Source organism: Acidovorax sp. GW821-FHT10E04, from assembly GCF_059415185.1.
On the sequence record NZ_JBWKMT010000001.1, the window covers coordinates 880,424 to 898,240 of the forward strand.

Sequence of the window (17,817 nt, forward strand, 5' to 3'; positions counted from 1 at the left end):
GTGGTGTATTTGCCCGGTCTTCGACATGCCCTCACAAGGCCACCGAATCGCTGCCATGCGCGCCAAATGCCTGGTCCTTGAGACGCGTGAGCTGGTCGCGCACCCGGGCAGCCTGCTCGAATTCCAGGTTGCGCGCATGCTCGAGCATGAGCTTTTCGAGCCGCTTGATTTCGCGCGCCACATCCTTTTCGGACATGTCCTCCACCTTGGCGCGCTGCATGGCTTCCTGCTCCAGCCGCTCGGCGTCCTTGCCGGCTTTCTCGCTGTAGACGCCGTCAATCAGGTCTCTTACCCGCTTGACAATGCTGCGCGGAGTGATTCCGTGGGCCTGGTTGTGTGCGATCTGTTTGATGCGGCGGCGTTCCGTCTCGCCCATGGCTTTTTTCATGGAATCGGTGATGCGGTCGGCATAGAGGATGGCCCGCCCGTTCAGATTCCGCGCCGCGCGGCCAATGGTCTGGATGAGGCTGCGCTCGGCCCGCAGGAAGCCCTCCTTGTCGGCATCCAGGATGGCCACGAGGGACACTTCGGGAATGTCGAGCCCCTCGCGCAGCAGGTTGATCCCCACCAGCACGTCAAACGCGCCCAGGCGCAGGTCGCGGATGATCTCCACGCGCTCGACCGTGTCCACGTCGCTGTGCAGGTAGCGGACCTTCACACCGTTGTCCGTCAGGTAGTCGGTGAGCTGCTCCGCCATGCGTTTGGTCAACGTGGTAATAAGTACACGTTCGCGCTTTTCCACGCGAATGCGTATTTCCTGAAGCACATCATCCACCTGATGGGTGGCGGGCCGCACCTCCACTTCGGGGTCCACCAGGCCGGTGGGCCGCACCACCTGGTCGACGATCTGGCCGGAATGGGTGCGCTCGTAGTCTGCCGGCGTGGCGGTGACAAAGATCACCTGCCGCATGCGCTGCTCGAACTCCTCGAACTTGAGCGGGCGGTTGTCCAGCGCCGACGGCAGGCGAAAGCCGTATTCGACCAGCGTGGTCTTGCGCGAGCGGTCGCCGCTGTACATGGCATTGAGCTGGCCGATCATCTGGTGGCTCTCGTCCAGGAACATCAGCGCGTCCTTGGGCATGTAGTCGGTCAGCGTGCTGGGTGGATCGCCCGGCGCGGCGCCCGACAGGTGGCGCGTGTAGTTCTCGATGCCCTTGCAGTGCCCTACTTCGCTGAGCATCTCCAGGTCGAAGCGCGTGCGCTGCTCCAGGCGCTGCGCCTCCACCAGCTTGCCATCGGCCAGCAACTGCTTGAGGCGCTCGGCCAGTTCGAGCTTGATGGTCTCCACGGCGGCCAGCACCTTGTCGCGCGGCGTCACGTAGTGGCTGCTCGGGTAGACCGTGAAGCGCGGGATCTTCTGCTTGACGCGGCCCGTGAGCGGATCGAACAGCTGCAGGCTCTCCACTTCGTCATCGAACAGCTCGATGCGGATGGCCAGCTCCGAATGCTCGGCCGGGAACACGTCGATGGTGTCGCCCCGCACGCGGAACTTGCCGCGTGAAAAGTCCGCCTCGTTGCGCTGGTACTGCATGCGGATCAGCTGGGCGATCACGTCGCGCTGGCCCAGCTTGTCGCCGGTGCGCAGCGTCATCACCATGCGGTGATAGCTCTCGGGTTCGCCGATGCCATAGATGGCCGACACCGTGGCCACGATGACCACGTCGGTTCGCTCCATCAGGCTCTTGGTGCACGACAGGCGCATCTGCTCGATGTGCTCGTTGATGGCGCTGTCCTTCTCGATGAACAGGTCGCGCTGGGGCACATAGGCCTCGGGCTGGTAGTAGTCGTAGTAGCTCACGAAGTACTCCACGGCGTTCTTGGGGAAGAACTCGCGGAACTCGCTGTACAGCTGCGCGGCCAGGGTCTTGTTGGGCGCGAACACGATGGCCGGGCGCCCCATGCGGGCGATGACGTTGGCCATGGTGAAGGTCTTGCCCGAGCCCGTCACCCCGAGCAGGGTCTGGAAGGCCTCGCCATCGCGCAGTCCTTCCACCAGCTTGTTGATGGCCTCCGGCTGGTCTCCCGCCGGCGGATAGGGCTGGAACAATTCAAAGGGGGAATCGGGGAAACGGACGAATTCGCCGTCTTGCTTTTCCGTTATGACCTGTGTGATATCCGGCATGGGTGCAGTCAACGAGTGGGAGGGGCAGGCCGTTAAAATCGGCGGAACCCGGCACAGTACACCACGCCCGGATTCTTCGCTACTGACAACCTTTCAAGGATTTTCATGTCTCTTTTCACCGCCGTCGAAATGGCCCCCCGCGACCCCATCCTGGGCCTCAACGAGCAATTCAACGCCGACACCAACCCCAACAAGGTCAACCTGGGCGTGGGCGTGTACTTCGACGACAACGGCAAGCTGCCCCTGCTGCAGTGCGTGCAGGCCGCGGAAAAGACCATGATGTCCACCCCCACGGCCCGTGGCTACCTGCCCATCGACGGCATCGTGGCCTATGACAACGCCGTCAAGAGCCTGGTGTTCGGTGCCGACAGCGAACCCGTGACCTCCGGCCGCGTGGCCACCGTGCAGGCCATCGGCGGCACCGGTGGCCTCAAGATCGGCGCCGACTTCCTGAAGAAGGTCAGCCCCAATGCCAAGGTGCTGATCTCGGACCCCAGCTGGGAAAACCACCGCGCCCTGTTCACCAACGCCGGCTTCGAGGTCGATACCTACGCCTACTACGACGCGGCCAAGCGCGGCGTGAACTTCGAAGGTTTCCTGGCCAGCCTGAACGCAGCCGCACCCGGCACCATCGTCGTGCTGCACGCCTGCTGCCACAACCCCACCGGCTACGACATCACGGCCGCCCAGTGGGACCAGGTGATCGCCGCCGTCAAGGCCAAGGGCCTGACACCTTTCCTCGACATGGCCTACCAGGGCTTTGGCCACGGCATCGCCGAAGACGGCGCCGTGATCGGCAAGTTTGTGGCTGCAGGCCTGAACTTCTTTGTCTCCACATCTTTCAGCAAAAGCTTCAGCCTGTACGGCGAGCGCGTGGGTGGCCTGTCCGTGCTGTGCACCGACAAGGAAGAAGCCTCCCGCGTGCTGAGCCAGCTCAAGATCGTCATCCGCACCAACTACTCCAACCCACCCATCCACGGTGGCGCGGTGGTGGCCGCGGTGCTGAACAACCCCGAGCTGCGCGCGATGTGGGAAAAGGAACTGGCCGAAATGCGCGTGCGCATCAAGGCCATGCGCCAGAAGCTGGTCGATGGCCTCAAGGCCGCCGGTGTGAAGCAGGACATGAGCTTCATCACCACCCAGATCGGCATGTTCAGCTACTCGGGCCTGACCAAGGACCAGATGGTGCGCCTGCGCAATGAGTTCGGCGTGTACGGCACCGACACCGGCCGCATGTGCGTCGCAGCCCTGAACAGCAAGAACATCGACTACGTCTGCCAGGCGATCGCCAAAGTGATGTAACCCCCTGAGGCGCTGACGCGCCTTCCCCCTTCCTCTCGAATTGCTGCGCAATTCGGGAAGGGGGACGCAGCCAGCGCACGCAAGAGGAGCGCCGCTATGCAGCTTGGGCGGCCCTTGCGCGGCTACCTCGCATTGGCTGCGCTTGTTCAAAGGACAGTGGCGATACGCAATTCGGTGAATACCCCCTTGATGAACCCTGGCGCTGATCTTCAGAGCCGCTTTGTGAGCGAAGCGCTCCAGAACCCGCACAACGCGGTCCTTCTGGAGCGTTTGCCGCTTCTGGGCCTGCCGGATGCCTGGCTGGTGGCGGGCTGCCTGTTCCAGACGGTGTGGAACCTGCGCTCCGGCCTGGAGCCCACGGCGCGCATCAAGGACTACGACCTGTTCTATTTCGATGCGCCGGACCTGTCCGAGGCCGCCGAACAGGCCGTGCAGGCCCGCGTCACCGCCCTCTTCGCCGACCTGCCGATCACCGTGGAAGCCAAGAACCAGGCCCGGGTGCACCTCTGGTACGAACGCTGGTTCGGCTACCCGTATGCGCCGCTGCAATCGGCGCGCAACGGGATCGAGCGCTTTCTGGTGCCCTGCACCTGCGTGGGCTTGCAGCCTGCATCCGGCCCTGGCATGGAGGCGCCCACGCTGTACGCGCCCTATGGGCTTGAAGAGCTGTATGCCGGACTGATGCGCCCCAACCCGGCGTGCCCGCACCTTCCGCTGTTCCAGGCCAAGGCCGAAAGCTACCGCGAGCGCTGGCCGTGGCTGACAGTCCGGGCGGATGACCTGCCGAGCTGATCGGCGCCGCACAGGGTTTTCAAGTCATTTTGGCCTCTGGCGCTTGATCCATAAGCGCTACCAGCTATAAAAATAGAAGCAAACCACCACAGGCGGGGCGCCCATCACCCCCACAGCACCGACCGCATCGAGATCGACGCCGACTGGTAGCCCGTGTTGAAGAAACGGGGCATCTCGCTGGGCAACACGGCCCCCGCCGCATACAGCAGCGGCAGATAGTGCTCGTGCGTGGGGTGCGCCTGTTTGGCCACGGCACCCAGTTTCTGGAAGTCCTGCAGGGCGCCCAGCTGGCCTTTCTTGATCTGCTCCTGCACCACGGTGTCGAACTCGGTGGCCCAGTCGTACGCCTCGTTGGCGGCCGTGCCACGGCGCGTGAGACGCAGGTTGTGCACCACATTGCCGCTGCCCACGATCAACACGCCCCGCTCGCGCAGCGCCTTCAATTGCTGGCCCAGCGCGTAATGCTCGGCCGGGGCGCGGCTGTAGTCCATGCTCAGCTGCAGCACGGGGATCTGCGCCTTGGGAAACATGGGCTTGAGCACCGACCAGGTGCCGTGGTCCAGGCCCCATTCACCTTCATCCACGCCCAATGCGCCGCCCGTCGCGGGCGACTTCAGTTCGGCCGCCAGGCTGCGCGCCACCTGCGGCGCACCGGGCGCGGGGTATTGCTGGTCGAACAGCGCCTGGGGAAAACCGCCGAAGTCGTGGATGGTCTTGGGATGGGCCATGCCAGTCAGCTGCCAGCCGCCGCGCGTGAGCCAATGGGCCGACACACACAGGATGAGCTGCGGCTGCACGGCGCGCGCCGTCAACTCCGTGCCCATGGCCTGCCAGCTGCGGCGCCAGGCGTTGTCCTCGATGGCGTTCATGGGGCTGCCGTGGCCCACGAACAGCACCGGCATGCGGGGCGAGGGCTTGAGCGCCTGCAGCGCCGGCGCGGTGGCGGCGCTGCTCAGGGACGTGGTCATGAATGCTCCCGGAAAGGCGGCCAGGCCCGTGAGGGCAGCCAAAGAGGTTCTGCGTTGCATGGGTCAGGGAGCGTAACAAATTATGTATAACGCAGGGAGTGAGCCCGCGCGCGCCCTGAAGTTCCGCCGCCGCGCCTTCCGTTCAAGACCACGACACCGAGACAACCCCCAACCCATGACAACCGCCCTGCCCCAGCCCCTGCGCAACGTCCGCGTCCTGAGCCTCGCGCTCAACCTGCCCGGCCCCGCCGCCCTGATGCGCTGCGCGCGCATGGGGGCCGAATGCACCAAGCTCGAACCCCCGCCCGCCCCCGGCCATCCCAGCGCCGACCCCATGGGCATCTACAGCCCGGCGGCCTATGCCACGCTGCACGGCGGCGTGCGCGTGGTGCATGCCCACCTCAAGACCGCCGAAGGCCAGGCGACGCTGCATGCGGAACTGGCCCGCACCGATGTGCTGATCACCTCCTTCCGCCCCTCGGCCCTGGCCAAGCTGGGCCTGGGCTGGGAGGCGCTGCAGTCGAAATACCCGCGCCTGTCGCTGGTGCGCATCGTGGGCGCGGCCGCCGAGCGGGCCGAGGAGCCCGGCCACGACCTCACCTACCTGGCCGACGCCGGGCTGGTGACCGGCACCGAGATGCCGCCCACGCTGTACGCCGACATGGGCGGCGCCCTGATGGCCAGCGAGGCCGTGCTGCAGGCCCTGCTGGAGCGCGCCCACACCGGCAGCGGCGTGTGCATCGAAGTGGCGCTGGCCGATGCCGCCGCCTGGCTGGCCCAGCCGCGCGACTGGGGCCTGACCACGCCCGAGGGCGACGTGGGCGGCAACCACGCGGGCTACCGCATCTACCCCTGCGCCGACGGCCGCGTGGCCGTGGCCGCGCTGGAACCCCACTTCGCCGCGCGCCTGTGCGCCGCTGCGGGGCTGCCAGCCTCTGGCGACCCGGGCCAGCTGCGCGCGCCCGCCACGCACCAGGCCGTGGCGAACTTCCTGCACGGCCAGACCCGCGGGGAGCTGGACGCGCTCGCCACCGCCCAGGACATTCCCCTGCACACCCTCGCCTGAGAACCCGTTTTCACCGATGCACAAGCAAGGCACCGTCATCCGCTGGGATGCCACACGCGCCTTCGGTTTCATCCGCAGCCCGGACACCTCGGCCGATGTGTTCTTTCATGTGCGGGACTACCAAGGCAGCGCCGCGCCCCGCGAGGGCCTGGCCGTGGTGTATGAAGAAATCCATGTGGGCGGCAAGGGGCCCAGGGCGATGGCCGTGCAGCCTGCGGCGCACCCGGGTGCCACCGCCCAGCCCCGCCCATCGGTCACGGCGCCGCCGACAGCCGCTGCGCGCCCGGCACGGCGCACACCGGCGCAGCGGGCCGCCCGGCCCCAGGTTCGACGCCATCGGCGCACCGCGGATGCCAGCGGCCCGCCCACCCCGGCGGGCCCGGCCTTGGTGCTGATGCTGGGCTGGGCGGCCCTGCTGGCCTGGGGCTTCTGGGCCGGCCGGCTCCCCTGGTGGGTGCTGGGCGCTGCCATGGCCGTCAACCTCCTGACCTTCCTGGTCTACGCCATCGACAAGAGCGCCGCGCAAAACGGCCAGTGGCGCACCAGAGAGAGCCACCTGCACCTGCTGGGCCTGGCGGGCGGCTGGCCGGGCGCATGGTTCGCCCAGCAGTGGCTGCGGCACAAGTCCCGCAAGCTGGAGTTTCGCGCGGTCTACTGGGCCACCGTGGTGCTCCACTGCGCGGCGCTCGGGGCCTGGCTGGGCGGATGGCTGCGCTAGGCAGGGCTGCAAAGAACCGTCAATTTTGATAGCTGCTTGCGCTGGATGGATCTGCGCCAGAGGCTATTTTCCCCCATATTTCCTGCTGCGTCCCAAAGGGTGCTGACGCGCAGAGTGCCCGCTGGCCTACACCACGCACCGGGGGGAGGGGTTTCAATCGAAAAGGTCTGAAACACCTCGGGAGATGCCCATGAAACCCCTCGTTCTTGATTCCACCATGACCAACATGGGCGGCGTTTTCTACCCCACGGGCCATGTATTCGCCCTCTTCCCCGACGAAGACTGCGTGCGCCAGGCCGCCACGGCCCTGCAGGGCGCTGGCCACGCGGGCGAGATCGCCTACGCCAGCCCCGAGGTCATCCTGCAGGAGATCGTGCACACCCTGGGCACGGCCGACGCACCCCTGCCGTCGGTGGGCGCCGAGGGCGACATGGTGCGCCGCATCGCCGACCTGGCCGGCACGGGACACCACGGCATGCTGGTGCACATGGCTGACAAGGACAACACCGAGCGGCTGGTGGGCGCCATCGCACCGGAAGGCGCGGTAGCGGCTTTCTACTACCGCACGTTCATCATCGAGGATCTCATCACGCCCCCGGCCAAGGACGACGCCCCACAATCGGTACTGGTGGGCACCCACGCGGCCCCCTGACAGGGCCCGGCCCTTTCCAGGGACCCGGGCGCCGCGAAGCGGCCCGGCGCGCAGACCAGCGCGCCGGGCCGCTGTCTTTTGGGAACGCGCCTTCGCAGCCCCCACCGCCAGCCCGGGCTGCGCGCCGCAATGCCATGCTTTGCATGCAGGGGCGACCTGATCGCTATATAGTGCAAAGCACCGCACCGGCAGGCTGTCCGACGCCTTGCCGAAGCCTGTGCCAGCGCCACCGGGATGCATGCCCCGCCCTGTGCCGCCGGCGCTGACGCAGCCCCCAGGAAGCGGCCCGGCAACCAACTTGGCGAACAGGCGGGAGAACAGTCCATGGATGTTGTGTTGCAGCCAGACGAGCGAAGACCCGTGCAGCTGACATTGCGGCTCACCTGGCCCTTCATCGTGATGGTGCTGCTGCTGGCCGCCTGCGCCACCGCCAGCCTGTACGTGCTGTCCACCGTGCGCGGTTTCGTCGCCGGCGAAAGCCTGTGGACGAAGGGGCAAAAGGATGCCATCTATTACCTGGGCCAGTACGCGGCCAATGGCTCGCCCCAGGCATTCGCGCTGTTCACGCAGGCCATCGATATTCCGCTGGGAGACCGGGCGGCCCGCCTGGCCCTGCAACCCGGGCAGGTGCAGGTCGATCTGGCACGCGAGGGTTTCCTGCGCGGGGGCAACCATCCGCAGGACATCGACGGACTCATCTGGCTGCTGCGCTACCTCCACCATTTCGACATCGTTCAAAAGCCGATCCAGCATTGGCTGGTGGGAGACGAATACATCAATGCGCTGCGCGACCTGTCCCACGAGATCCGCCACGATACCGAGCTGGGTTCGGTGGACGACGATACCCGCGCGCAGTGGCAAACCGCCATCCGCGACATCAATGCGGGAGTCACCCCCGCCGCCCGCGCCTTCAGCGAGGCCCTGGGAGACAGCTCGCGCCGCATCGTGGCGTTGCTGATGTGGACCAACATGGGCATCGCGGCCACCCTGATCCTGCTGACCCTGTGGCACACCCACACCCTGCTGGCGCAGCGCCGGCGCGTGGAGCAGGCGCTCAGCGCGGAGCGCGAGCAGGCACGCACCACGCTCACCGCCATCGGCGACGGGGTGGTGACGACCAACATCCATGGCGAAGTGATGTACATGAACCCGGCGGCGGAGCAGCTGCTGGCCTGCAGCGCCCAGCAGGCCGTGGGAAAACCGCTGGACGAGGCCCTGAAGTTCGATGGCGAAGACCCCCGGCCCCAGGCCGCCGGGACGCTCATCGAGCAGATACTGCGGCAGGGCAGCCACGGCGCCGCGAACGCGGGCGGCGCAAGGAGCGCCAAGGGAACGCAGGACGACATCAACCGCACCATCGTGCGCCCCGGCCAGACCGTCGTGCCGGTGAAGCTGGTGGGTTCGCCCATCCAGCACCAGGGCACCGTGACCGGCGCGGTGCTGGTACTGCACGACGTCACGCGCGAACAGCACTACGTGGAGCAGCTCTCCTGGCAGGCCAGCCACGACGCGCTGACGGGCCTGGTCAACCGGCGCGAGTTCGAGCACCGGCTCGAGGCCTTGCTCAGCCGCCCGCGCCAGCCGGGCCGCGAGGGCTCCTTGCTCTACGTGGACATGGACCAGTTCAAGCTCATCAACGACACCTGCGGCCACCAGGCGGGCGACGAGATGCTGCGCGAGGTCTGCCGCATGCTGCAAAGCCACCTGCGCGAGGGCGACACGCTGGCGCGGCTGGGCGGGGACGAGTTCGGCATCCTGCTCAAGGACTGCCCCGCCGGGCCCTCGGCGCGCATCGCCGAGCAGCTGCGCCAGGCTGGCCAGGACCTGCGGCTGGCATGGGAGGGCCAGCACCTCACGACCGGCCTCTCCATCGGCATGGTGCAGCTCATCCCCGCGCTCACGTCCATACAGGAAGCGATGCGCGTGGCCGACATGGCCTGCTACCGCGCCAAGGAGGGCGGCCGCAACCGGGTGTTCATCTACCAGCCCGAGGACATCGAGATGACCCGGCGCGAAGGCGACATGGACTGGGTGCGGCGCCTGCGCCTGGCGCTGGAGCACGACCGCTTCCAGCTGCACGCGCAGGCCATCGGCGCGCTGCAGGTCCACGCCGAAGAGGGTTTGCACATGGAGGTGCTGCTGCGGCTGCGCGAGGAAGACGGCCAGCTCGTGGCGCCCGGCACCTTCATCCCGGCCGCCGAGCACTACGGAATGATGCCCTCCATCGACCGCTGGGTGATCCGGCACACGCTGCACGCGCTGGCGCTGCACCAGCGCACGCCGGGCGCCCTGCCGCTGCACACCTGCGCCATCAACCTGTCGGGCACCAGCCTGGGCGACGACAGCCTGCTCAAGTACATCCGCACCACCCTCACCGAATCCGGCCTGGACCCCGCACTGCTGTGCTTCGAGATCACCGAGACCAGCGCCATCTCGCACCTGCCCAACGCCGTGCGCCTGATGAAGGAGCTGCAGCAGCTGGGTTGCCGGTTCGCGCTGGACGACTTCGGCGCGGGCATGTCGTCCTTCACCTATCTGAAGCACCTGCCGGTCAACTACCTCAAGATCGACGGCGCCTTCGTGAAGGACATGCTGCAGGACCCCACCAGCCGCGCCATGGTGGAAATGATCCACCGCATCGGCCATGTGATGGGCAAGCAGACCATCGCCGAGTTCGCCGAGAGCGCCGCCATCGTGGACGCGCTGCGGCTCATCGGCGTGGACTATGCCCAGGGCTACGCGGTGGCGCGGCCCCTTCCGCTGGGCGAGTGCCTGGGCTAGGCGGTACCGCCGGCGGGTGGCGCCGCGCTCCCCGACGCGCGGCACGCCGCCTGAGGTCCGCTGCCAGGCGCCCCGGCACCACGGCGCCGCTGGCCAGCACCACGCCGGGGACCACCAGCGCCAGTGCCGCCCAGGCACTGCGCTGCGGCACCTCTCCCAGCAGCCAGGCCGCGCCCAGCGCCGTGAGCACGGGCACCAGCGCGGCGGACAGCGCCGCGCGGGCGGCACCCAGCCGTGCAATGGCCACCGTGTAGGCCACCAGCCCCAGCACACCGGCCATCACACCCTGCCCCAGCGCCTGGAAGGCCACGTCGGTCCAGGGTGCCGTCACCAGGCGCGGGGCGCCCCAGACAATCACCACGGGCACCAGCAGCACCGCAGATCCCAGGTTCACCAGGGCGGCCCCCTGCCAGGGCGACAGGCCACAGCCCCGAAACGCCAGCGTGTAGGCGGCCCACAGCACGGCCGCCAGCACAAACAGCAGATCCCCGCGCCAGGACGCCAGGCCATCGCGCCACACCCCCAGGCCCAGCGCCGCCACGCCCAGCGCCATCAGCACCAGGCCCAGCACGCGCAGGCGCCCCAGCCTGTCGCCCTGCACCAGCCGCCCGCCCAGCGCCACGAACAGCGGCATGCAGCCGGCCATGAAGATGCCCATGTGCGCCGCCGGCGCCCAGCGTGCCCCCGCCAGCACCAGCAGGCCAAAGGGCAGCCCGCCCCCCAGCACCAGCAGGGCCAGCCGTCCCAGGGACATCGCGGCGGGCCATCCGGTGCGCCGGCACCACAGCGGGGCCAGCACCAGCGCCGGAACGCCATAGCGCAGCACGGCCAGCTCCACCGGCCCGAGCGACGTGGTGACGCCGTGGCGCGTGACGATCTGCCAGCCGCTGCCCACAAGGGCCGCTGCCAGCGCGGCCAGCACCCCGATGGCCAGGTTCCGGGCCGGCGATGCAGGCCGCGCGTGAAAAATGCGAGAAATGGAAAACGCAGAAGAGGACATGGCGCCAGTCTCGCGCCCATGGCCCCGGCGGGATATCAGAATCCTGCGCTTCGCGCGGCCGCGGGCTTGGCAGGCTTTCGCGGGGTCTACCCGCCCCGCCCCTGCAGCGCGGACCGCGCCTGCGCCAGCGTCACGCCCACCTCGGCGCGAAAGACAGCGCCCAGGTGGCTCTGGCTGCAGTACCCCAGGTCGTGCGCCAGCGCGGCCAGGTCCGATTCACCCGCCTCCAGCCGCTGCAGCGCGGCCGCCATCCGCAGGCGCTGGCGGTAGCCGTGCAGGCCCAGGCCCAGATGCCGCCGAAACAGGTGGGCGAGGTGAAACGCCGAGCAGCCGGCCGCGTCCGCCGCATCCTGCAGGGACCACCGCTCGCCATCGGCCAGGGCCACCCGTTGGGCCATGAAGCGCCGCGCGCGCCCTACCGTCCGCGGCGCCGAATGCGGCGGCGTGCCCTGCGGCACATCGAACGCCGCGCCCCCGGCGGGCAGCGGGCGCCCATCGGCCAGCGCCCGCCAGTGCATGCGCAGGCGCCACAGCAGGCGCGGCGTGAGCATGCGCACGCGCGGCCACAGGTTGTTCTGGTTGCCCGGGGCGCCCACCGGCCCATTCCCCTGCGTGCTCACCACGATGCTGGTCTGCGGCGTGGGCTGCAGGGGCCGCATCTGGTAGGGCAGCCCCTGCGGCAAACCCAGGGCCGTCAGGCCGTCGAGCAGGACCACCTGCCCTGCCATCTGGAACTCGGACAGCCCGTCCATGGGCAGCACCCAGCGCCCGGAGGCTGCTTCGTAGGTCGCGCTCCACCGCACGGGCGCGGCATGCTTGAGAACCCGCTCGACCTTCCATGCGGCGCCGGCGTGCAGCAGGGTGCGTTGCTGGGGCATGGCGGGTGTGGCGCGCGTGGCGGCCCGCCTAGCGGGCCTTCTTGAATGCCTTGCCGCTCTTGCCGCCGCCGGACGCGGTGGCGCCCCCTGTCACGCGCGGTGGCAGGCCGGTGTGCTGGGTCAGGATGCGGCCCTTGGTGGGCTGCTGCACGCTGCGCGATGCGGGCACCACGGCAGCCTTGGCACCGGTGGGGGTGGAATTCTTGCGCCGGGCGCTCTGGTAGCCGCCATCGGTCAGCGGCTGGAAGGTCGGGATCAGGTGGTGCTTGCCGTTGCCAATGAGGTCAGCCCGGCCCATGGCCTTGAGCGCATCGCGCAGCAGCGGCCAGTTGTTCGGGTCGTGGTAGCGCAGGAAGGCCTTGTGCAGGCGGCGGCGCTTTTCGCCACGCACGATGTCCACGGTCTCGCTCTCGCGCGTGATCTTGCGCAGCGGGTTCTTGTTGCTGTGGTACATGGCCGTGGCCGTGGCCATGGGGCTCGGGTAGAAGGTCTGCACCTGGTCGGCGCGAAAACCGTTCTTCTTGAGCCAGATGGCGAGGTTCATCATGTCCTCGTCGCTGGTGCCCGGGTGCGCGGCGATGAAATAGGGGATCAGGAACTGCTTCTTGCCCGCCTCTTCGCTGAACTTCTCGAACATCTGCTTGAACTTGTCATAGCTGCCGATGCCCGGCTTCATCATCTTGGTCAGCGGGCCCTGCTCGGTGTGCTCGGGCGCGATCTTGAGGTAGCCGCCCACGTGGTGCTGCACGAGTTCCTTCACGTACTCGGGCGACTTCACGGCCAGGTCGTAGCGCAGGCCCGAGCCGATGAGGATCTTCTTGATGCCCTTGAGCGCGCGGCCCCGGCGGTAGATCTTGATCAGCGGGTCGTGGTTGGTGCCCAGGTTGGAACAGATGCCCGGGTACACGCAGCTGGGCTTGCGGCAGGCGGCCTCGATTTCGGGGCTCTTGCAGCCCAGGCGGTACATGTTGGCCGTGGGGCCGCCCAGGTCGCTGATGGTGCCGGTGAAGCCCTTGACCTTGTCGCGGATGTCCTCGATCTCCTGGATGATGGAATCCTCGGAACGGCTCTGGATGATGCGGCCCTCGTGCTCGGTGATCGAGCAGAAGGTGCAGCCGCCAAAGCAGCCGCGCATGATGTTGATCGAGAACCGGATCATCTCCCACGCGGGGATCTTGGTCGCGCCGTCGTGGCTGCCGTTCTCGTCGGCATAGCTCGGGTGCGGGCCGCGCGCGTAGTGCAGGTCGAACACGTGGTCCATCTCGGCCGTGGTCAGCGGGATGGGCGGCGGGTTGATCCATACGTCGCGGGCGGTGGCACCCTCGCCGTGCGCCTGCACCAGCGCGCGGGCGTTTCCGGGGTTGGTCTCCAGGTGCAGCACGCGGTTGGCATGGGCGTACAGCACCGGGTCGCTCTTGACCTGCTCGTAGCTGGGCAGGCGGATCACGCTCCTGTCGCGCGGCGGCACCTTGAGCTTCGCCTTGAGCGCCGGGTTGGCCACGAACAGCATGGGCTGGATGGCGGGGTTGGGTTCAGCCGTTTGAAGGTCTTTTTGGCCTCCAGCGCTTGATGGATCTGCGCCAACAGCTACAGAATCAGGAGCATCCTCCTTGCTGCAGGTGGTGCCCTGCGCCGCCGCCTGCTCGCTGGTCGTCATGTAGGGGTTGACGTGGGTCTCCACGCGCCCGGGCTCGTCCACGCTGGTGGAATCGATCTCGAACCAGCCCTTGCCGCTCTCGTCGTCGGGCCGGCGCACGAAGGCCGTGCCACGCACATCGGTGATCTGCTCGACCGGCTCGCGCGCGGCGATGCGGTGCGCCACCTCGACCAGGGCGCGCTCGGCGTTGCCGTACAGCAGCAGGTCGCACTTGCTGTCCACCACGATGGAGCGGCGCACCTTGTCGCTCCAGTAGTCGTAGTGCGCGATGCGGCGCAGGCTGCCTTCGATGCCGCCCAGGATGATGGGCACGTCCTTGAACGCCTCGCGGCAGCGCTGGCTGTAAACGATGGCCGCGCGGTCGGGGCGCTTGCCGCCAATGTCGCCGGGCGTGTAGGCGTCGTCGCTGCGGATCTTCCGGTCGGCCGTGTACCGGTTGATCATCGAGTCCATGTTGCCCGCCGTCACGCCCCAGAACAGGTTGGGCTTGCCCAGCACCTTGAAGGGCTCGGCGCTTTGCCAGTCGGGCTGGGCGATGATGCCCACGCGAAAGCCCTGGGCCTCCAGCGTGCGGCCGATCACGGCCATGCCGAAGCTCGGGTGGTCCACATACGCATCGCCCGTCACCAGGATGATGTCGCAGCTGTCCCAGCCCAGCTTGTCCATCTCGGCGCGGCTCATCGGCAAGAACGGGGCCGTGCCAAAGCGCTTGGCCCAGTACGGGCGGTAGCTGGTCAATGGCTTTGCGGCACGCGCAAAAAAGGAGACGTCGACGGGGGCGTTCATTCAGATGGGGAGCGCGGCCAGCCCATGTGCGGATGGGGCCTCGTGGGGCGCGGCTGTGGTGGATAACCCGTGATTTTACGTTGGCAGGCGTGTTTTGTCGCCCCGAACGCACTTGCCCTTCACTCCCCAAGGTTTGATGGAGATCAGGCATATACTTGCTTTTGTCAATTAATTACATGACAAAGGCATATATGAGCACGAATCCATCCTCCCAGGCCAGCGCAGCCGCAGGCAGCGCGCCCGTCGCCGCCGACGCCGTGAAGGCCGTGCGCAGGTTCAATCGCTTCTTCACCCGCCGCGTGGGCGTGCTGGACCCGTACCTGGGCAGCGATCTCTCGCTGACCGACGTGCGCGTGCTGTACGAGCTGGCCCACCGCGACGCGCCGGTCGCCAGCGAGCTGGCCCGGGACCTGGGCCTGGACGGCGGGTACCTGAGCCGGATCCTGCGGCGTTTTGAAGGCGCGGGCTGGATCCTGCGCAGCGCCAGCGCCCGTGATGCGCGCCAGAGCGTGCTCACGCTCACCCCTGCCGGGCGCGCTGCGTTCGAACCGCTGCAGCAGCGCTCGCGCGACGAAGCCGCCGCGCTGCTTGCCCCGTTGCCGCCGGCCCGGCGGCACGAACTGGTGGACGCCATGCAACGCATCGAGGCCTTGCTGGAGCCCGCCAGCGGCGCCGCGGCGGCGCCCAAGGTGGCCGTGCTGCGCGACCCCGTGCCCGGCGACATCGGCTGGGTGGTGCAGCAGCATGGCGAAATCTACTGGCGCGAGTACGGCTGGGACAGCCGCTTCGAGGCACTGGTGGCGGACATCGCCGCGCAGTTCGTGCGCAAGTTCCAGCCGGGCTGGGAGCGGTGCTGGATCGCCGAACTGGAGGGCGAACGCGTGGGCGCCGTGTTCGTGGTGCGCAAGTCCGCCAGCACGGCCCAGTTGCGGATGCTCATCCTGTCGCCCCGGGCGCGCGGCCTGGGGCTGGGCGCCCGCCTGACCGACGAGTGCATCGCGTTCGCGCGGGCCAAGGGCTACCGGAAAATGGTGCTGTGGACCAATAGCTGCCTGGCGGCCGCGCGTGGCATCTACGCCAAACGCGGGTTCAAGCTGGTCAAGTCGGAACCCTACGAGGGCTTCGGCCAGCAGGCCGTGGGCGAAACCTGGGAGCTCAGGCTGTAGAAAAGCGCCGGCGATCCGGCCGCCTCGCCGGCTTCACACCACCCGGATGCCCAGCTCGCTGACCAGCACCCCCGCCTGGTCGGCCGAGATGATGGCGCCCTTGAAAGACTGCGCCAGGTGCGCGATGCGCAGCCCGCCCAGGTCGACCGACCGCAGGTCCGCGCCATCAAAGCGCGCGTTCTTCAGGTGCGCATCGCGCAGGCTTCCGCCTTCGAACACAGCATCCCGAAAATCGCACCCGGCCAGATCGGCATCCGACAGGTCCAGCTGCTCCACCGTCTGCTTGCGAAACGAGACGCCGCGCAGGTCGGCCCCCACCAGCAGCGAATCGTGAAAACCCAGCCCCAGCGTGCCGGCCTCGCGAAAATGCGCGCCGGTGAGCTTGACTTCGGCGAACCGTGCCGAGGCCAGGTTGGCGCGGTCCCAGGAGGTGTTGTTCAGGTCGCAGCGGTGAAAGCGCGCCTCGGTGAGGTCCGCCAGGCGGAACTGCGCCTGCCCTGCCCGGCAGTCCAGCCAGCGTGTGCCGCCAAGATCCGCCTTGTCCAGGGAGGTCCCGAGGAACGAACAGCCAATGAACTGGGCGCCGCGCAGCGGCAGGCCCGCCAGGTCCAGCCCGTCGAAGTCGCATTGCTCAAAGTGCAAGGCAGGATGTCCTGCCGCCAGCAGCGCTTGCAGTTGCGCTCTCGAAGGTGTCTGGCCAGTGACGCAGAAAGGCCCGGCGGACGGGGAAGGTCGCAGGTTCATGGGAAACAGGTACAAAAACGGGAATCGGTGGATAGGACATGCCGCGAGGCCGCAAGCCGGGCCGCCTTGGCGGCTGCTCAGTGGCCCACGCTGTGGGAAAACAGGTTCACCACCAGGACACCCGCCACGATCAGGCCCAACCCAATCACGGCCGGCAGATCCAGGCGCTGGCCGTAGTACACCCAGCCCACGGTGGAGATCAGCACGATGCCCACACCGGACCAGACCGCATAGGCAATGCCCATCGGCAGCGTCTTGAGCGCCAGCGAGAGCAGGTAGAACGACGCCATGTAGGCCACCGCGGTGACCGTGCTCGGCACCAGCCGGGTGAATCCCTCGGAGGCCTTCAGTGCCGTGGTGCCCAGCACTTCCAGCAAGATGGCGGCGCCCAGGATCAGATAGGTGCCCGCGGACGTGCTCCAGGTCATGGCCGGCCTCCTTGGCACAGGGACAGGAGGATGTCCAGGATGGCGGCCTTGCGCGGCTGGTCGAGTGCATAGACATCGAGCATCTGCGCGAACCAGAACCCGTCTCCCGCCAGGCGGCAGGCCAGCAGCACATTGGCCATGTGGGGATCGTCGCCGTCGGCCTTCAGTGCCGCCGCCATCGCGGCATGCCACCGCTGGCGGCACGGCGCGGACGTCAGGGCCAGCAGGCCGATCGCCCGCTGCGTCTCCACCTGGCGGCTGTCCGAGCCGCTGTCAAAACAGGTCCTGATGTAGGCACGCGCATGGCGCCCGGGCGTGTCCTCTTCCTGGTCCAGCGCTTTCGCAAAACACTGTTCAAACTCCTCGAAGAGCTGGTCCGACAGCGCATCCAGCAGGGCCTGCTTGCTGCGGTAATGGTGCTGGAGCCCGCCCTTGGTCACGTGGGCCCGCTGGGCCACGGCATCGAGCGTGACGGCGTGGGGGCCCTCCCGCACCAGGAGTTCCCGGACCACGGCCAGCAATTGGCTGCGGATCAGTTCAGGCTGTTTTTGGCGGCGATGTGCTTCGGTCATTCAACAAACCATCCAGATGGATTGTTTATTGTACCGAGGAGCCAGACCGATATCGACGAAAGCCCGCAGGGAACCGTGGGGACTTTCCGTGGCCATGCACGGCCCTGCATTGCCGCTACCCAGGAAGAAGGAAGGCGCCCGGGTGCTGGACAGGGCGGGGCCGCCCGTCGAGCGCCGTCGCCCTG

The 17,817-nt window shown here is 67.9% G+C and carries 15 protein-coding genes; 7 read left to right on the plus strand and 8 right to left on the minus strand.

The window, feature by feature from the left end; translation table 11 throughout:
• Window positions 1–31: 31 nt before the first annotated feature.
• Window positions 32–2,122 carry an excinuclease ABC subunit UvrB gene (uvrB, locus tag AC07OC_RS04005; RefSeq protein WP_255590802.1) on the minus strand — a complete coding sequence of 697 codons (2,091 nt, stop codon included), beginning with the start codon at window positions 2,120–2,122 and terminating at the stop codon, window positions 32–34.
• Window positions 2,123–2,227: 105 nt separating this feature from the next.
• Here uvrB and AC07OC_RS04010 point away from each other — a divergent pair, with 105 nt between their 5' ends.
• Both AC07OC_RS04010 and AC07OC_RS04015 read left to right on the plus strand, forming a co-directional pair.
• The gene (locus tag AC07OC_RS04010; RefSeq protein ID WP_494600417.1) at window positions 2,228–3,424 is read left to right on the plus strand and encodes an amino acid aminotransferase; all 1,197 of its coding nucleotides are present in this window, start codon (window positions 2,228–2,230) and stop codon (window positions 3,422–3,424) included.
• 189 nt (window positions 3,425–3,613) lie between these two features.
• Window positions 3,614–4,216 carry a nucleotidyltransferase family protein gene (locus tag AC07OC_RS04015; protein WP_494600454.1) on the plus strand — a complete coding sequence of 201 codons (603 nt, stop codon included), beginning with the start codon at window positions 3,614–3,616 and terminating at the stop codon, window positions 4,214–4,216.
• A 104-nt stretch (window positions 4,217–4,320) separates the two neighbouring features.
• On the opposite strand, the gene ygiD is transcribed toward AC07OC_RS04015, so the two are convergent.
• On the minus strand, window positions 4,321–5,184 hold the full coding sequence (gene ygiD, locus AC07OC_RS04020) for a 4,5-DOPA-extradiol-dioxygenase (RefSeq protein ID WP_494600418.1): 864 nt from the start codon (window positions 5,182–5,184) through the stop codon (window positions 4,321–4,323).
• A gap of 175 nt (window positions 5,185–5,359) precedes the next feature.
• Here ygiD and AC07OC_RS04025 point away from each other — a divergent pair, with 175 nt between their 5' ends.
• The 4 genes from AC07OC_RS04025 to AC07OC_RS04040 all read left to right on the plus strand — a co-directional run bounded on the left by AC07OC_RS04025 (window position 5,360) and on the right by AC07OC_RS04040 (window position 10,401).
• The gene (locus tag AC07OC_RS04025; protein WP_494600419.1) at window positions 5,360–6,250 is read left to right on the plus strand and encodes a CoA transferase; all 891 of its coding nucleotides are present in this window, start codon (window positions 5,360–5,362) and stop codon (window positions 6,248–6,250) included.
• Window positions 6,251–6,266: 16 nt separating this feature from the next.
• On the plus strand, window positions 6,267–6,968 hold the full coding sequence (locus AC07OC_RS04030; RefSeq protein WP_492244968.1) for a DUF1294 domain-containing protein: 702 nt from the start codon (window positions 6,267–6,269) through the stop codon (window positions 6,966–6,968).
• Between the two features lie 190 nt (window positions 6,969–7,158).
• Window positions 7,159–7,620 carry a hypothetical protein gene (locus AC07OC_RS04035; RefSeq protein ID WP_218295125.1) on the plus strand — a complete coding sequence of 154 codons (462 nt, stop codon included), beginning with the start codon at window positions 7,159–7,161 and terminating at the stop codon, window positions 7,618–7,620.
• Between the two features lie 360 nt (window positions 7,621–7,980).
• The gene (locus tag AC07OC_RS04040; RefSeq protein WP_494600420.1) at window positions 7,981–10,401 is read left to right on the plus strand and encodes an EAL domain-containing protein; all 2,421 of its coding nucleotides are present in this window, start codon (window positions 7,981–7,983) and stop codon (window positions 10,399–10,401) included.
• On the opposite strand, the gene AC07OC_RS04045 is transcribed toward AC07OC_RS04040, so the two are convergent.
• The 3 genes from AC07OC_RS04045 to AC07OC_RS04055 all read right to left on the minus strand — a co-directional run bounded on the left by AC07OC_RS04045 (window position 10,331) and on the right by AC07OC_RS04055 (window position 14,722).
• On the minus strand, window positions 10,331–11,401 hold the full coding sequence (locus AC07OC_RS04045) for a DMT family transporter (protein ID WP_494600421.1): 1,071 nt from the start codon (window positions 11,399–11,401) through the stop codon (window positions 10,331–10,333). The two genes, AC07OC_RS04040 and AC07OC_RS04045, sit on opposite strands and share 71 nt — an antisense overlap.
• A gap of 86 nt (window positions 11,402–11,487) precedes the next feature.
• Complete coding sequence (locus tag AC07OC_RS04050; RefSeq protein ID WP_494600422.1) at window positions 11,488–12,279, minus strand: helix-turn-helix transcriptional regulator; 792 nt, start codon at window positions 12,277–12,279, stop codon at window positions 11,488–11,490.
• Between the two features lie 28 nt (window positions 12,280–12,307).
• A complete protein-coding gene (locus AC07OC_RS04055; protein WP_494600423.1) occupies window positions 12,308–14,722 on the minus strand; it encodes a YgiQ family radical SAM protein in 2,415 nt (804 codons plus the stop codon).
• Window positions 14,723–14,913: 191 nt separating this feature from the next.
• On the opposite strand from AC07OC_RS04055, the gene AC07OC_RS04060 reads away from it, so the two are divergent.
• Window positions 14,914–15,888, plus strand: a complete 975-nt coding sequence (locus AC07OC_RS04060; protein WP_255594662.1) for a bifunctional helix-turn-helix transcriptional regulator/GNAT family N-acetyltransferase — start codon at window positions 14,914–14,916, stop codon at window positions 15,886–15,888.
• Between the two features lie 33 nt (window positions 15,889–15,921).
• Here the strand turns inward: AC07OC_RS04060 and AC07OC_RS04065 are convergent, their stop codons facing one another.
• The 3 genes from AC07OC_RS04065 to AC07OC_RS04075 form a co-directional block, all read right to left on the minus strand.
• Window positions 15,922–16,530, minus strand: coding sequence for a pentapeptide repeat-containing protein (locus AC07OC_RS04065; RefSeq protein WP_255590805.1), 609 nt, complete (start codon window positions 16,528–16,530; stop codon window positions 15,922–15,924).
• A gap of 179 nt (window positions 16,531–16,709) precedes the next feature.
• The gene (locus tag AC07OC_RS04070; RefSeq protein WP_218295130.1) at window positions 16,710–17,060 is read right to left on the minus strand and encodes an SMR family transporter; all 351 of its coding nucleotides are present in this window, start codon (window positions 17,058–17,060) and stop codon (window positions 16,710–16,712) included.
• Complete coding sequence (locus AC07OC_RS04075; protein ID WP_494598133.1) at window positions 17,057–17,632, minus strand: TetR/AcrR family transcriptional regulator; 576 nt, start codon at window positions 17,630–17,632, stop codon at window positions 17,057–17,059. Before AC07OC_RS04075 ends, AC07OC_RS04070 begins: the two co-directional genes overlap by 4 nt.
• Window positions 17,633–17,817: the final 185 nt, after the last annotated feature.

Excerpts from the sequence above, each read along its gene's own strand:
- AC07OC_RS04070 (WP_218295130.1), bottom strand. The coding sequence starts at position 17,060 with ATGACCTGGAGCACGTCCGCGGGCACCTATCTGATCCTGGGCGCCGCC.
- AC07OC_RS04055 (WP_494600423.1), bottom strand. The coding sequence starts at position 14,722 with ATGAACGCCCCCGTCGACGTCTCCTTTTTTGCGCGTGCCGCAAAGCCA.
- AC07OC_RS04060 (WP_255594662.1), top strand. The coding sequence starts at position 14,914 with ATGAGCACGAATCCATCCTCCCAGGCCAGCGCAGCCGCAGGCAGCGCG.
- AC07OC_RS04030 (WP_492244968.1), top strand. The coding sequence starts at position 6,267 with ATGCACAAGCAAGGCACCGTCATCCGCTGGGATGCCACACGCGCCTTC.
- AC07OC_RS04015 (WP_494600454.1), top strand. The coding sequence starts at position 3,614 with ATGAACCCTGGCGCTGATCTTCAGAGCCGCTTTGTGAGCGAAGCGCTC.
- AC07OC_RS04075 (WP_494598133.1), bottom strand. The coding sequence starts at position 17,632 with ATGACCGAAGCACATCGCCGCCAAAAACAGCCTGAACTGATCCGCAGC.
- AC07OC_RS04025 (WP_494600419.1), top strand. The coding sequence starts at position 5,360 with ATGACAACCGCCCTGCCCCAGCCCCTGCGCAACGTCCGCGTCCTGAGC.
- AC07OC_RS04035 (WP_218295125.1), top strand. The coding sequence starts at position 7,159 with ATGAAACCCCTCGTTCTTGATTCCACCATGACCAACATGGGCGGCGTT.
- AC07OC_RS04050 (WP_494600422.1), bottom strand. The coding sequence starts at position 12,279 with ATGCCCCAGCAACGCACCCTGCTGCACGCCGGCGCCGCATGGAAGGTC.
- AC07OC_RS04010 (WP_494600417.1), top strand. The coding sequence starts at position 2,228 with ATGTCTCTTTTCACCGCCGTCGAAATGGCCCCCCGCGACCCCATCCTG.
- uvrB (WP_255590802.1), bottom strand. The coding sequence starts at position 2,122 with ATGCCGGATATCACACAGGTCATAACGGAAAAGCAAGACGGCGAATTC.
- ygiD (WP_494600418.1), bottom strand. The coding sequence starts at position 5,184 with ATGACCACGTCCCTGAGCAGCGCCGCCACCGCGCCGGCGCTGCAGGCG.
- AC07OC_RS04045 (WP_494600421.1), bottom strand. The coding sequence starts at position 11,401 with ATGTCCTCTTCTGCGTTTTCCATTTCTCGCATTTTTCACGCGCGGCCT.